Here is a 14,841-nt window from a genome sequence, read left to right on the forward strand (position 1 = left end):
GGCAGGAAACGTCCGTTATTGGCTTAAACAAATAAAAAGGTGCGTATCAAAAAATACGCACCTTTTTATGTTCGACGGATTTAACGATTAGGCAGTAAAGACTAAACCCACACTAAAGAGGGTGCTGAAAATCATCGTGAGTTTGGCGGTGCGTCCGAGCAGCGGATTGAGCGCCTCGCCTGATACCGCATAGAAATCGCTGCTAAGCTTACGGGCGATAAGTAAAGATAACCCCGCGAGTAACACAGGTAACCCAGGCAAAATACCCAATAAAAAGCCGGCGATCACTAAACCAAAGGGCAAGTAAATTAAGGCTTGATACAGCACTTTCGCCTGAGCTTCGCCTATTCTCACCGCTAGGGTATGTTTGCCCGCTTGGGTATCGGTACGAATGTCTCGAGTGTTATTGACCAACATAATCGCGGCATTAAATAGCCCAATCGCACAGCCTAATAACCAAGCATTGATAGTGGTATCGCCCGCCTGTAGATAATAGCTACCCACCACGGCAACTAAGCCGAAAAAGATAAAGGCAGCGACTTCACCTAAGCCATGGGAAGCGAGTGGATAGGGGCCACCACTGTAACCCAGAGCCCCTAAAATAGCGGCCGTTGCGAGAATCGCGATGGGCCAGCCACCGTGCCAAATCAAATAAGAGCCTACTGCCAGCGCCATTAGCAGGCAAAATACCATGGCATTACGCACTTTGTTCGGCGGGATCATGCCACTTTGGCTGACGCGCACCGGGCCGATACGTTCGGCGGTATCTATGCCATTTTTAAAATCAAAGTAGTCGTTAGCAAGATTGACGGCAATCTGCAATAAAATCGCACACAACATAGAGGTTGCGGCGATTAACCAACTGAAACGATCAAGGTGTAAGGCAAGAATATTACCGATTAATAGGGGACCAATAGCCGCAGGTAAGGTGCGGGGTCTTATGGCTAAAATCCAAGGATTCATGGTGTCCAGTCGTTATTAAGGAAAAGAAAAGGGTATTGAACAGCGTCATAGCATAACAAGATTTAATGGGAAAGTGAGCACTATCTAATAAACGCATGTAATAGAGTTTGAATTGGCGCACATATGTTTATCTTTGTGGGTTGAGATTTGTCGTCAAGTTCAAAGAAAAGCATCAATGTCTGTGTTTTTATAGCGACATATGGATGGGTTTGCTTGGAATGTCATGCAGTTGTAGCTATGGCTAAGCGCGCTAGGGTGCAGGGCTATACGAGCTTAGCATCATACCAATAAGGATACCTTCGGATGCGTTTCGATAACAAAGTGGCATTGATCACGGGGGCGGGCTCAGGTCTTGGTCGAGCCTATGCCATTATGCTGGCTGAGCGGGGCGCAAGGGTGGTGCTGATTGACCGGCCTGTATCGGATAACAGCAATGCAAATCTAACCCAAACCTCTGACAGCATTATAAAACTGGGGTGTGATTGCCTTTCATATACTTTAGATGTAAGTCAGCTGTCCGAGGTAAACGCTATGGTGGCCGATGTCGTTAGGCGTTGGCAGCGTATCGATATATTGATCAATAACGCGGGTATTTATGGTGAGTGTCAGTTCGAGCATATCACCCCAGCAATGTGGCAGCGTCAGTTTGATGTGGATGTGAATGGCAGTTTTTATTTAACCCAAGCCGTATGGCCCTTGATGAAAGTGCAGGAATATGGGCGCATTATGATGACCACGGGCGCTTCGGCGCTGTTTGGGGACCTACATCAAGTGGGGTTTAGCGCTGCAAAAATGGCGCTGGTGGGCATGGTCAATAGCCTTGCCCTTGAAGGTGAACAGTACAATATTCGCGTCAATAGCCTTTGTCCTCAAGCGGTAACGGCCATGACGACAAAGCATTTAGCCAGCGCTATTCAGCCCTTATTTTCCTTTGAAACCTTAACGGCGACAACGGCATTTTTAGTGAGCCCATCGGCGCCCAATGGCCAACATATTTTGGCGGGGGCAGGCAGTGTCAGTCATGGAATGTTTGCCGAATTTCAACCTATATATTTTAGTGAGGGTTTATGCACGCCCGATAAACTAGTGCAATATTGGCCCGAGCTTTATCAGGCGTTCCCTGTAAGTTTACATTCCAGTGGCGAGGATAAAGTGCTGGCATGGTCAAGGCAGAGCGCCCTAGAGCATCATATTAAAATCGATTAAGCCCTAAGGGGACGTAACGGTTTAGGGCGAGTTGCAGCATAATGAACTCAATACTGGTCAGCCCTAGTCGAACTGGGTTACTCTTTAGCATTATTTGCTAATTATTCAGTAGGATCCCATGAGTCAGGTATTAGACGATCTTCTATCATTACTATCCCTTGAGCAAATTGAAATTGGGCTATTTCGTGGTCAGAGCCAAGATCTGGGCTTTGGGCATGTATTTGGTGGCCAAGTCATGGGGCAAGCCTTAAGTGCGGCAAAGCAGACCGTGCCCGTGGAGCGCAAAGTGCATTCTTTGCACTCGTATTTTTTACGGGCCGGAGATGAAAAATTGCCCATAGTGTACGAAGTGGAAAATATGCGCGATGGAGGCAGTTTTAGTGCTAGGCGTGTGAGCGCGATTCAAAAGGGGCGGCCCATTTTCCATATGACCTGTTCCTTCCAAGAACCAGAGGACGGCTTTAGCCATCAGGCCACTATGCCACAAGTTCCTGGCCCCGAGGGGTTGTTAAATCAGCAGGAGTTGGCGATGACAATGCGGGATAAAGTGCCAGCCAAGATGCTTGAAAAGTTTATGGCCGATGCCCCCATTGAAATGCGCTTAGTGAACCCACTTCATCCCTTCGCGCCCAAAGAAACTGAACCCTATCGCTATGTGTGGTTTAGGGCAAATGGCCCAATGCCAAGCGATGCGCACATCCATGAATACCTGCTGGCCTATGCCTCAGATTTCAATTTTTTAGTGACAGCCGCCCAGCCCCATGGGGTTTCATTTTTAAGCCCAGGGGTGAGAATGGCGACGATCGATCATGCGATGTGGTTCCATCGTCCTATCAATATGGGAGAATGGCTGCTTTACAGCATTGATAGCCCCAATGCCAGTGGTGGCCGCGGTTATGTCAGGGGGCAATTTTTTAATCAACAGGGTGAATTAGTGGCTTCTTCTACCCAAGAAGGCCTTATTCGAATGGTAAAAGGAAATTAATATGTGGATGAAAATTAAATCGTTTATCGTATTTTCATTACTGGCTTTATTCGTGAGTGGTTGCGTGACGGTCGAGCCGGAACCGCCCGTTATCATCAATGGGGCGGCAGGTTATTTAGAAAAGATTCTCTTGCCACAGGGCTGTGAAATTACCATTGCAATCATTGATTTGAATACGCCCGGCGTGATTGTGGCGCAAAAGACATTCAATATTGCCCGTGCTCCGGTGCCATTTAAGTTTTCTTTGCCGGCCCAATCCATTGATAAAAGTATTCAGTATGGTGTTGTCGCTATGATCAAGTTCCAAGATCAAGTGATCTTCCAAACCTATGATCGTTTCCCTGTGATTAACAACGGTAAATTTACGACCGAAGTGTTAATGAAAGCGGTGATGGTGAAACCCTAGGATATCTAGTCCTGCAATAAGGGCTTAAGATTTAGCAGTGATAAAGCCCCTTTAGGTTTGAAGGGGCTTTTTTATATCTGTTTTTAGTTAGCGGTTTTTCATTAAGAATTCAACAAAGGCCCGATCGGCTTGACTCACGGGTCGCTGTTTTTTCCAGGCGATATGCAAATTAAGAAACACAGGCGGATCTAAGGGTTTTGCCAAAATATCGTCCTTAGGACTTATGGCCATTTCAAGCACGCTGGTAATGCCAAATCCTTGGGAAACAATCTGTTTGATTAAATTTATCAGATTGGTTTCAAAGGCAATATTGGGTTTCTTCCCCAGTTCCTTCGCTTGGGACAGTATCCACTCTCGGTGGAAATAGCCGGTCTTAAACATCACTAATTCATGGTCAAAAAAGTCATTGAGACTGACGGCATTATATTCGGCTAGGGGGTGTTCGGCGCCCATAGCTATCACCATTTGCTCGCGGATCAACAGCTGGCTATCAAATTCGGGTTGTAGATCTTGGGCGGTAATGATCGCAATATCCACTTCTTCCCGTTGCAGCATTCGCAAGGCATCGCGGGTGCCGCCTTCAAATAGTGAGAGTTTTAACTCCGGATACTGATGCCGAAAGGCCATCAAGCGTGAGGGCAGATAGAAGGAACCTAACATGCCCGGCACGGCGATACGCACTTCCCCCGAGGTGAGATTCGCCATGGCTCGGATCTGCGCCTCGGCCTGTTTTATCTGCTTGAGAATTAAGGTGGCATGTTGATGCAATACCAAACCCTCCGCCGTGAGGGCGAGCAATTTGTCATTTTTATTGCTGGTACGGTTAATTAACGTGACCCCGAGGGATTGCTCGAGCCGCTTGATACTCTGGCTGAGTGCGGGTTGCGCCATATTGAGCTTTTTGGCCGCGGCGGTAAAACTGCCTGCATTGGCGAGGGCGTCTAAGTGCTTGAGTTGGCGTATATCCATTGAGTTAGCCCATACTTTGGTATTGAAGGATTTACCTATAACAAAAATCAATAATTTCGATATAAATTATCTATTATTGTTATGTTATGCCCAGTGATAACCTTTGTCTATTCCATGATTGATGCGTTATTGAGGCCAGAGTGCAAGCCGTGTTAGACACTATTATTGACAGTAAGCAACGAGATACTCGTTTGATGTGGGCTCTGTGCGCCGCCTCCGTTGTGGTGTATATCAATTTGTATTTAATGCAGGGGATGCTGCCCTTAATCGCAGAGCATTTTGCCGTATCAGGCTCGCGGGCAACGCTTATCCTGTCGGTGACCAGTTTTTCGTTAGCATTTTCATTGCTGATCTATGCCGTGGTTTCTGACCGCATTGGCCGCCATCGCCCGATTGTGGTGAGTTTATGGTTGCTTGCGATATCGAATTTATTGCTGATCTGGGCGCCGGACTTTAATGGCTTGATCTGGGTGCGTTTCCTCCAAGGTGTGTTGCTTGCGGCCGTACCTGCGATTGCAATGGCCTATTTTAAAGAGCAATTATCCCCGAGCACTATGTTAAAAGCGGCGGGGATTTACATTATGGCGAACAGTATCGGCGGCATTGTAGGGCGTTTATTGGGCGGGGTGATGTCGCAGTTTTTCTCATGGCAGGAGTCCATGTGGTTACTGTTTTTAATCACTTTAGCGGGCGTCGCACTGACGAGTTATCTACTGCCTTCGGGGGCGGATGCCAATGCGGTATCGCACCTGCAGTCTGAACCTAAATCCCCCTCGAGGCGGGTACGATTAATGCAAGATATCCATGGTTTTAGCCATCATTTAACCGATCCCCAGATGCGTTTAGTCTATGCTATCGGTGGCCTCACATTTATGATGATGGTGAATCAATTTAGTTTTATTCAATTGCATTTAATGGCCGCGCCCTATGAGTGGAGTCGATTTCAGGCAACCTTGATTTTTCTGTGTTATTCCAGTGGGACAGTTGCTTCGTATTTTTCCGCTAAGTGGCTAGCAAAATTTGGCCAGCACCAGTTATATCAATGGTCTTGGTGCCTGATGTTATTGGGCAGTTTATTGACCCTGTTCGATACCACCTTTACGATTTGCATTGGCTTTTTGATGACGGCCTGTGGTTTCTTCTTAACCCATAGTTGCTGTAACTCCTTTGTGGCGATGCGGGCGAGCCGAGATCGTGCGAAGGCTACGTCACTCTACTTATGCTGTTATTATTTAGGCGCTGCTTTAGGTGGGCCTTACCTAATGCTGTTTTGGCATGGGGCAGAGTGGCAAGGAGTGGTCATGGGATCGCTAACTTTGCTCGCCTTGATTGCCTTAGGAATAACCCGTTTGCATTATCATCAGACACAAAATCATCGGGCGCTTGTTTAGCCCTTGACCTCGATACCGATTGATGACTATAAAAGCAAAGGCCAACAACTGAGTGTTGGCCTTTGCTTTTGCAATACATAGGGTAAACCAAAGCTATGACACAAGCCAAGTTCGTTGAGGGCTCGATACTTCGCCATATTCTCGTGATGAGTTCGACCTCGGCGGTGGGCATTTCTGCCCTATTTGTGGTTGATCTACTTGATATCTTTTTCTTAAGTTTATTGGGTGAACATGAGCTTGCCGCTGCAGTTGGCTATGCGGGGAGCATTTCGTTTTTTACCACTTCGATAGGTATTGGCTTATCCATCGCCCTTGGCGCACTCGTATCCCGCTCCGTTGGGGCGAAGGATCTGGTGCTCGCCAAACGTTTATTACTCAATAGTGCGGTTGTTACGACGTTGATTAGCGTGCTGGTGGCAGCAGTGGTCACCACCTTTATCCCTGAGTTGGTTGCACTTGTGGGGGCCAGCGGCCATACGGCGGAGCTGGCCGAAAGTTATTTGTATATTTTGGTCCCTTCATTACCTTTTATCTGCCTAGCCATGGCCCTTGGTGGTGCGCTGCGCGCCGTCGGGGATGCCAAGTTGTCTATGCTGTCGACCCTCGCGGGTGGGGGCGTGAATGCCGTGCTCGACCCGATTTTTATCTTCCTGTTTGCGATGGGGATTGAAGGCGCGGCGCTGGCCTCGGTATTGGCCCGGATTGCGGTATTTATTATCGCTGCCCGTGGCATAGTGGTAAAACATCGGCTCTTAGGGCAATTCGACTTGTCCCATTTTCGCGCCGATCTTAAGCCCATTTTTGCCATCGCTGGCCCCGCGATGCTGACTAACATTGCAACCCCTATCGGTAATGCGTTTGTGACTCGGGCCATTGCCGATTTTGGTGACGCTTATGTGGCGGGTTGGGCCGTGCTAGGTCGACTAATCCCCGTGGCCTTTGGAATGATCTTTGCGCTCTCGGGTGCGATTGGACCCATTGTTGGGCAAAACTTTGGGGCGGGGCAGTTTGAGCGGGTGCGGGAGAGTCTGACGAAGGCCATTCAGTTCTGTACCTTGTATGTTGTGATTATGTCTTTGATATTGTTCTTTTTAAAATCACAGCTAGTCAGTCTGTTTGATATGAAGGGCGACAGTGCAGCATTGATTGAATTTTTCTGCAGCTATATCGCTGTTTTCTTCACCTTTTCAGGCATTTTATTTGTGGCAAACGCTTCGTTTAATAATCTGGGCAAGGCGAAATATTCGACCTTTTTCAATGTGGGTAAAGCAACCCTAGGGACGGTTCCCTTTGTGTATTTTGGGGGGCTTTGGGGAGGTGTATACGGTGTACTGATAGGCCAAGTAGTAGGTTCAATTCTATTTGGTGTGTTAGGAGTATGGGTGGCCTACCGTTTAGTCGACAAAGTGGCTGCGCAGGCACAGCTCGCGTCTATGTCGATTCCTGTAGCGATGAGCCTTGCCCCTAATAGTGCAGAGCTCAATGAAGGGGAAGAAATAGCTAACTGCGTTGCACAACATCTGCCGAGCGCAACCAATCCGCTTTCCTCATCCTGCGCGCAGATGGCACAATTAACAGAAGAGCAGGAAAGTGAGTCCGTATTACCTATACCCTATGATGGCAAACCCTAACGGGATTTTGAGCCAAGAGAACGAGGTTATTCTGCGACGCTTGTTGTGCCCTGTTGGTCTTCAACCTGAGCGGTGGCCGCTTCTGATGCGGCCATTTTAGCGCGCTCGGCCTTGGAGATGTAACCCGATTTGATGGGCGCACCGATAGTGGCGGGGTCGACTTTGTTCAGTCTCGCCTTGGCACGTTTGGCAATTTTTTTAATGATCTTTTGTTTCTTGTTCATAACATCTCTAATGTCGTTTCGTACCCGCGAGGCAGGCATATGAGGCCAAAGGCTCAATTGAGGGCGGATTCTAACTCAATATGGACGAACTGACCATGTTTTGCTGTGTGCTTGAGGTTCATTATCCCCTGAGTTGAATAATTTTAGTGCGACACTGGTAAATAATTTCCCCCTGTATGCTATTAGCATGGGCGGAGAATGGGTATATTGCATCACAAATAACATATTGAACTCGAATGTTTTTCACCGATTTATGCTGATACTGGCCGCGCTCACTATAAACAAACAGGCGCAGATGATAATGGAATGAAAAACACTTGGGGCAGGAGGGGACAATTGCTAACCAAAATCACTTTTTTTGAGCGTTTCGAGCGGGATATTTTAAGTGGGGCTAAAACGATTACCCTGCGTGATGAGGCCGAGTCCTATGTTACCGTCGGGCAGGTGTTGCCTGTGTCAACCTTTGAAAGCGACCGCTGGTTTTGTGATATTCAGATCCTTGAAGTTACACCTCTGGCATTATCTGATCTTAATCAAACCCATGCCGAACAGGAAAACATGACATTAGCACAGCTTCGCCTGGTGATTGCAGAGATTTACCCTGGAGTTGAACAGCTATTTATGCTCCGTTTTAACGTGCTTAACCCTGTAGGGAAAAGTAACACGATTGCTCCTTAAGTCTCTGTGAGTCAAGGTTATAGGGATAGCTCGAGTAATCTCTAGAAGGCAAAAAAGGCTGCATAGCAGCCTTTTTGTTTTCTATTCACGATTAAACGGTCCAAGGTAATAGTTTTTGAGCTAACCTGTTGGATTCGCCTAAACGGATGGCAGCGCGGTGGCGCATTCGATAGAAGGCTTGATAGCACAGGGGCACTAAGTACAGACTCGTGACCGTTGAAAATGACAAGCCACCAATAATAGCGATTGCCATTGGGGAATAGGGCGGGCCGCCGCCACCTATTTGGGTTTCGCCCATTGCCAGCGGAATTAGCCCTAGCACTGTCGTGCCGACTGTCATTAACACTGGGCGTAAACGTGTGATACACACTTCCCTTATCGTGTCGGACAACTTGTCCAGATCCAGTGTCATTTGGTTGATTTGATCCACCAAAACGATACCGTTGTTCACCACAATGCCCATTAAGATCAAAATACCAATCATGGCCATCACAGACATCGGAGTTCCTGTGATAAACAGCCCCCAGAACACCCCTGTGATGGAAAAGAGAATTGAGGTAATAATCGCGGTCGGTAATAACAGAGACTCAAACAATGCTGCCATCACGATATAAATCATAGCGACAGCCAATAACATATTGGTCACCATAACACTCTGGTCTTCATCCTGGCGCTCGAAGCCACCACGCAATGAGTAAGCATAACCATTGGGGAAATGGACGTTCTCCATTACTTGTTCGATCTTCTTCTGTGCCTCTTCCGTGGTAAAGTTTTCTAAATTAGCACCAATTGATAGTGAGGTTTGGCGATTGTAATGCTTGATGGTATCGAAACGCGGCTGGATCTCGATACTCGCCAAATTATCTAAGGTGTACACCCGCTGATCGATACGTGCTATGGGCAATTGCTTAAGTTTTTCGAGGGATTTTTGCCACTCTTTTTCGTAGGCCATTTCGATGCGCAGCTCGCCATTAGGATCGTGGCGGAAGGAGCGCAGTGGTGCCCCCCTGAGTGCCATCGAAATACTCGAGGCCACTTCATTGAGTTTTAAATCTAATCGAGCCGCCATTTGCCTATCGATGCGGATCACCACTTCCTGCTGTGCGCCGTTCAGTTCGGAGCGCACATCCTGTAGTCCCTTGATATTTTGCAGTAATGGAATGACCTGTTCACTCAAGGTGATAAGTTCTGTGGTTGAGCGACCCGTGAGCGTTACTCGTACACCAGAGTTATCATCACCCCAACCAAATTGCGGTTTAGCGATAGAATATTTAGGGAAGCCTTTACGAATTTTCTGTTTCAGCTCTTCGACGGGGATAGGTAAGTCTTTCTTCAACAGAACCACAGAGGAAGCATCGTCGGAGGCGTAGTAGCTATAAACAGAGTCGATATGGAATTCCTCTTTATTATTATAGAGATATTCCTCCATCTGATTAATCATAGCTTCGGTGACATTCAGATTATGCCGACCTTCCACCTGATAGTTGATGTAAATACGCTCCTTACTCTGGCTGTCTTCTTGATCCTGTTTGACTAACGACAGTGGCAGGGCGGTCGAGGCGAGAATCGCCACAGCGATCACGCCCGAGCGCCAAGGTCTGAGTAATACCCAATTAAGCGTATTATTATAAAAGTGTTGTAATTTACCCGTATCTTGCTCGGGGGCGATATCGAAGTGAAACTTAGTTAACATCAAAGGGATCAATGTTTTAGCGACCAGCAGTGATGCCGCAAGCGAGATACAAATCGCAATAGCCACATGTTCGAGGAAAATGGTTAGCTCAACTTTCACGCCAAAAATATTGGGTAAAAATACAATGGCGGTGGTCATAGTACCCGCTAAGACGGCTAAGGCGACTTTATCTACCCCAGCGATCACAGACTCCTCATTGTCCTGAGATCGTTTGCCTTGTTTCTCCTGTAGTACGCTTTCTGTCACTACGACGGCGTTATCAATCAACATACCTATGGCGAGCAAGAGTCCCATCATCGACAGAATATTTAAGCTGTAACCCAGTAAATACATGGCGGCGAGCGTCATGCCGATAGAAATAGGCACAGACGACACTACCACTAAGGTCATTTTTAAATTGCGCAGGAATAGGTATAACACCACAAAGGACAGCAATGCCCCTATCAAGCCAGACAGCAGCAGATCCATCAGTGATGATTTAACGCCAGAGGCTTGATCTTCCATGATAAACAAACGAATACCTTGGAATTGCTGATCTTGTTTCGCCTGCTCTATGACCTTAAGGACGCGTTCCGACACTTCAACTAAGTTAGCACCGGACTCCTTAAATACGTCCAACCCCACGGCATAATGCTTATCTAAGTGCCGGCCTTCGATACGTTCTGGCAGCGCAAACTGTACATCCGCAATATCCCCTAAGGTCAGGCCAGGAATGAGTACCAATGCTTTGATATCTTCAAGGTTTCTAAATTCACCCTTAGGTGAAACTTGGTAAACAAGGTTGCTGGCCCTGAGCGTACCTGCGCTGATGACAAAGTTTTCTCGGCTAAGACGCGCCTGTAAATCGGTAGCAGAAAAACCACTGGCGGCGAGGCGGTCAGCATCGATTCGTACTTCTATTTGCTTTTGCTCAACGCCGTACAAGCTGACCTTAGACACACCTTCGACACGTTCAAGGGGACGCTTAAGCTGCTTATCCAGCAGATCAAATGCACCGGAAAGCTCACGTTCGCTCGATATACGAATGGTCAACACTGGCATATCGGCGGTGGAGAATTGGTGAATAAATACCCGCTCCACATCCTTGGGCAGCAAATGACGCACCGCATCGATTTTTTCCCGTGCCTCTAGGCTCTTAGTTGCAACGTTTTCACCCCATTTCATGTTGATTTCGATTTCTGAGCCTTCCTGGGAAGACTCAGATTCGAGTTCATCGATTCCCCCCATAGTGGCGAGGGATTCCTCCAGCACTCTGGTGATATCCCGCTCCACTTCCGCTGGGGTTGAGCCCTTATAGGGCACTTCCACCACGATCTGTGGAATATCGATCCCGGGGAACATCTCCAGCGGTAGTAGGCGGCTCGAAGCGAGACCAAACAGCAAGATAGCAAAGAAAAACATGCTGGTGGTCACAGGGCGCTTAATGGCTAAACGGGTGAGGTTCATGGGCGAGCCTCCTCAACGCTGACCTGTGAGTCCGTTACTGCATAGGTTTTACGGTCGAACAGGGCATATAGAACAGGCAGCACAATTAAGGTCAGTAACGTAGATAAACTCAGACCAAAGATCACCGTAATCGCCATAGGTGCACGCACTTCAGCGCCATCACCTAAACCTAATGCCATTGGGAGTAGGCCTAAGGTTGTGGTGAGCGTGGTCATCATAATAGGGCGCAGACGTGATTTGGCTGCGACGCGAATGGCTTCGAGTTTTTCTACGCCTTCTCTACGTAACTGATTGATGCGATCGACTAGTACAATGGCGTTGTTCACGACTATCCCTGCAAGCATGATAAGGCCGATAAACACCACCACACTCAAATGGGTTTGGGTGAGATACAGTCCAAGTATGCTGCCCCCTAAAGCCATAGGCACGGCAAAGAGGATAAGCAAGGGATGCAGCAGGGATTCAAATTGACTCGCCATCACTAAATACACTAGGAATACCGCTAGGATAAGGGCTATTTTAAGGGACTGGAATGAGTGCTCCATTTCCTCATTTTGACCACCAAAGCGAGCCTGCACCGATGCGGGTAATACCTGTTGCGCTAATATTTGCTGCGCTTCGGCCACCGCATCGCTTAAATCACCATAGGCAAGGTTTGCCGAGACCAATGCCACACGTTGTTGGCTGATACGGTTAATTGCCGATGGACCTAATTGCAATGACACTTCGGCCACTGCGCTTAATGCAATGGGCTGGCTGCTGTTAGGGTTGATGATTAAGGCATCGATATCGCTGATCTGATCCCGCTCGGCGAGTTCACTGCGCACCAGAATATCAATCTTACGGTCACGAACTGTGTATTGACTAGCAACCGTACCACCGACGCGTTGGGCAATACGGTTCGCTACCGTTGGCGCATCCATTCCCAGTGCCGCTAGCCTTGCATGGTCGAAACGGATACTCAGCTCAGGTTGACCATCGCGTAGGCTGGTATTGACGTCGGCAAAGCGCTCCGATGCGGATAATGCTTTGACAAGGCTATCGGCGCTGCTCTTCAGCAAATGTAAGTCATAGCCTGTCAGTTCGATTTCCAATGGTGTTTTAAAGCTAAATAGCTCAGGTTGTTCGATTTTTGCTTCAAGCTCTGGGATGCGACGTGCATTATCACGCAAAATTTGAGTGATAGTGTTATAGGCATTGGGATCATTGAGCACCACTTGTAAGCGGCCCCAGTTTTCTCCGCCGCGGGCGGTATCCGAGGTCATCAAACCACCGCTGCCGGCTTGGCTATAGGCATGTTTAACCTCGGTTCTGTCTTTAATCGACAGTGCGAGCTGTTGCAATACCTTGTCGGTTTCGCCCACAGCCGTTCCGGGGGGCAATAAGATCTCCACATAGAACTCGCCTTGATTCATCGGCGGAATAAGCTCAGTTCCAAGGCGAGGGAACAGACTAATACAGCCCCCCGTTATCGCAATGGTCAGTAGCAGTGTGGTCATCTGTCTACGTAGAGCCGAGGCCAGTAGCTTGTGATAAAGCTTTTCAAGACTGTGATAGATAAAATTAAATGCCGAGCTTAAAGGGCGCATCACTAGCCCAATAAGCCATGAGAAGAAACGACCTAAAATGAGCACTAAGGTAAGTATTGCACTGGGTAAGTAGTTAAATATCAACAGAATAGGGAAGGAGAAAACAGTCGCACTATAGTGTTTAAGCTTACCCATTTTAGTGGTGGGTTTATCCTTAGGCGTGCTGTTTATCAACGCGGGTAAGGTTTTAAAGCCTTGGCGTGATGCCAGCATTGGAATGGACGTTAACGCGACGAGTAGCGAGGCCAACAGGGCAAAGGTGACAGTGAGCGCTTGGTCGCAGAAGAGGGCGCCGGCAATGCCATCGACAAAGACCAGCGGCACAAATACTGCCAGCGTAGTGAGTGTCGAAGCAAAAATCGCGCCTGCGACTTCTTTAGTACCCGTCACCGCGGCATCTAGTTTACTCATGCCTTCGCTGCGGCAACGGTCGATGTTTTCTAATACCACGATGGCGTTATCGACTAACAGACCGATGGCGAGTGCAATACCCCCTAATGACATGATGTTTAAGCTGATATCGGCAAAGTACATCATATTAAAGGTGGCGATCACCGAAAAGGGGATCGAGATAGAGATAATCAAGGTCGGGATAATGTTACGCAGGAACAGGTAAATCACTAGCATAGATAAAACACTGCCCATCAATGCCGATGAGGTGACTTCGCTGACCGCACTTTCGATAAACTCGGACTGATCGTAAATCACTTCGAGTTTATTTTGCAGGGGATCTTGATTGATTTTGACAAGCTCATCCCGCAGTTTTTGGGCGACGGCGACAGTATTGGCATCACCTTCTTTATAAATCGCCAGTTCAATCGATTCTTGACTGCCAATGCGGGTGATATCGCTGCGCTCTTTATAGGCATCGGTAATAGTGGCGACTTCGAATAAACGCACTAAGGTTTGCGCGTCACGATAGACGATGACTTGGCCAAGTTCTTCTAAGGAGTTGAATTGATTAAGTGTCCTGACTAAATATTCGCGATCGCCTTGGATGACTTTACCCGCAGATAAGTTAATATTTTCTTCACTGATACGATTCTTGATGTCATCGGCATTGAGATTAAGCTGTGATAGCTTTTCTTGGTTGAGCTGAATATGCACTTCCTGCTCTAGACCACCGGATAAACGCACCGCAGCAACTCCAGATAGCGCCTCTAAACGACGTTTAAGTTCTTCATCCGCATAGGTGCGCATTTGCTTGAGCTCAGCCTCTGAGGCATTGGGCACCGACAGCGCGAGGCGCATGATGGGGTCAAGGTTAGGGTTAAAGCGCAGTAATAAGGGCTTTTTAACATCGAGCGGCAGGGCGATAGTGTCGAGTTTTTCACGCACATCTAAACTCGCCATATCCATTGTTGTGCCCCATTCAAACTCGAGTACCACATCCGACATGCCTGAGCGGGAAATAGAGCTGATCTTACGTAATCCTTTGACTACGCCAACCGCTTCTTCAATGGGTTTAGACACTAACTGCTCGACTTCAACGGGTGCCGCGCCATCATACATAGTGCGGATAGTGAGTGTGGGATAGCTTAGATCTGGCAGTAATTTTACCGCTAAGCGGGAAAATCCCACCATACCGAATAAAATTACCGCTAGCATAAACATCCATACCGTGACCGGCCGTTTAACGGAAGTGCTGATAATTGACATG

Annotated in this window: 11 protein-coding genes; 6 read left to right on the forward strand and 5 right to left on the reverse strand. The window is 47.8% G+C overall.

Translation table 11 applies throughout. The features are described 5' to 3' along the window. Positions 1-87: 87 nt before the first annotated feature. Entirely contained in the window at positions 88-963 is an 876-nt protein-coding gene (locus MJO46_RS00685; RefSeq protein ID WP_253987672.1) for a 1,4-dihydroxy-2-naphthoate polyprenyltransferase, read from the reverse strand. Positions 964-1,266: 303 nt separating this feature from the next. On the opposite strand from MJO46_RS00685, the gene MJO46_RS00690 reads away from it, so the two are divergent. From MJO46_RS00690 to MJO46_RS00700, 3 genes are all read left to right on the forward strand, one after another. Further along, positions 1,267-2,169, forward strand: coding sequence for an SDR family NAD(P)-dependent oxidoreductase (locus MJO46_RS00690; RefSeq protein WP_253987673.1), 903 nt, complete (start codon positions 1,267-1,269; stop codon positions 2,167-2,169). A 118-nt stretch (positions 2,170-2,287) separates the two neighbouring features. Then, entirely contained in the window at positions 2,288-3,154 is an 867-nt protein-coding gene (gene tesB, locus MJO46_RS00695) for an acyl-CoA thioesterase II (RefSeq protein ID WP_253987674.1), read from the forward strand. A 1-nt stretch (position 3,155) separates the two neighbouring features. Continuing rightward, positions 3,156-3,560 (forward strand): YbaY family lipoprotein, encoded by a 405-nt coding sequence (locus tag MJO46_RS00700; protein ID WP_253987675.1) that lies wholly within the window; start codon positions 3,156-3,158, stop codon positions 3,558-3,560. An 87-nt stretch (positions 3,561-3,647) separates the two neighbouring features. Here the strand turns inward: MJO46_RS00700 and MJO46_RS00705 are convergent, their stop codons facing one another. After that, positions 3,648-4,529: a LysR family transcriptional regulator gene (locus tag MJO46_RS00705; protein ID WP_253987676.1), complete on the reverse strand. Its 882-nt coding sequence runs from the start codon at positions 4,527-4,529 to the stop codon at positions 3,648-3,650. Positions 4,530-4,669: 140 nt separating this feature from the next. On the opposite strand from MJO46_RS00705, the gene MJO46_RS00710 reads away from it, so the two are divergent. Beyond that, positions 4,670-5,920, forward strand: a complete 1,251-nt coding sequence (locus tag MJO46_RS00710) for an MFS transporter (RefSeq protein ID WP_253987677.1) — start codon at positions 4,670-4,672, stop codon at positions 5,918-5,920. 95 nt (positions 5,921-6,015) lie between these two features. Continuing rightward, positions 6,016-7,551 carry an MATE family efflux transporter gene (locus MJO46_RS00715; RefSeq protein WP_253987678.1) on the forward strand — a complete coding sequence of 512 codons (1,536 nt, stop codon included), beginning with the start codon at positions 6,016-6,018 and terminating at the stop codon, positions 7,549-7,551. Positions 7,552-7,577: 26 nt separating this feature from the next. Here MJO46_RS00715 and MJO46_RS00720 read toward each other — a convergent pair whose 3' ends face one another. Beyond that, positions 7,578-7,775 carry a DUF2986 domain-containing protein gene (locus MJO46_RS00720; RefSeq protein ID WP_253987679.1) on the reverse strand — a complete coding sequence of 66 codons (198 nt, stop codon included), beginning with the start codon at positions 7,773-7,775 and terminating at the stop codon, positions 7,578-7,580. Positions 7,776-8,081: 306 nt separating this feature from the next. On the opposite strand from MJO46_RS00720, the gene yqfB reads away from it, so the two are divergent. After that, on the forward strand, positions 8,082-8,453 hold the full coding sequence (gene yqfB, locus MJO46_RS00725) for a N(4)-acetylcytidine aminohydrolase (RefSeq protein WP_253987680.1): 372 nt from the start codon (positions 8,082-8,084) through the stop codon (positions 8,451-8,453). 91 nt (positions 8,454-8,544) lie between these two features. Here yqfB and MJO46_RS00730 read toward each other — a convergent pair whose 3' ends face one another. Next, positions 8,545-11,592: an efflux RND transporter permease subunit gene (locus MJO46_RS00730; RefSeq protein WP_253987681.1), complete on the reverse strand. Its 3,048-nt coding sequence runs from the start codon at positions 11,590-11,592 to the stop codon at positions 8,545-8,547. Continuing rightward, the gene (locus MJO46_RS00735; protein ID WP_253987682.1) at positions 11,589-14,840 is read right to left on the reverse strand and encodes an efflux RND transporter permease subunit; all 3,252 of its coding nucleotides are present in this window, start codon (positions 14,838-14,840) and stop codon (positions 11,589-11,591) included. The genes MJO46_RS00730 and MJO46_RS00735 overlap by 4 nt, the downstream gene beginning before the upstream one ends. Position 14,841 lies beyond the last annotated feature (1 nt).

It is taken from the genome of Shewanella sp. KJ2020, assembly GCF_024197625.1.
GTDB lineage: Bacteria > Pseudomonadota > Gammaproteobacteria > Enterobacterales > Shewanellaceae > Shewanella.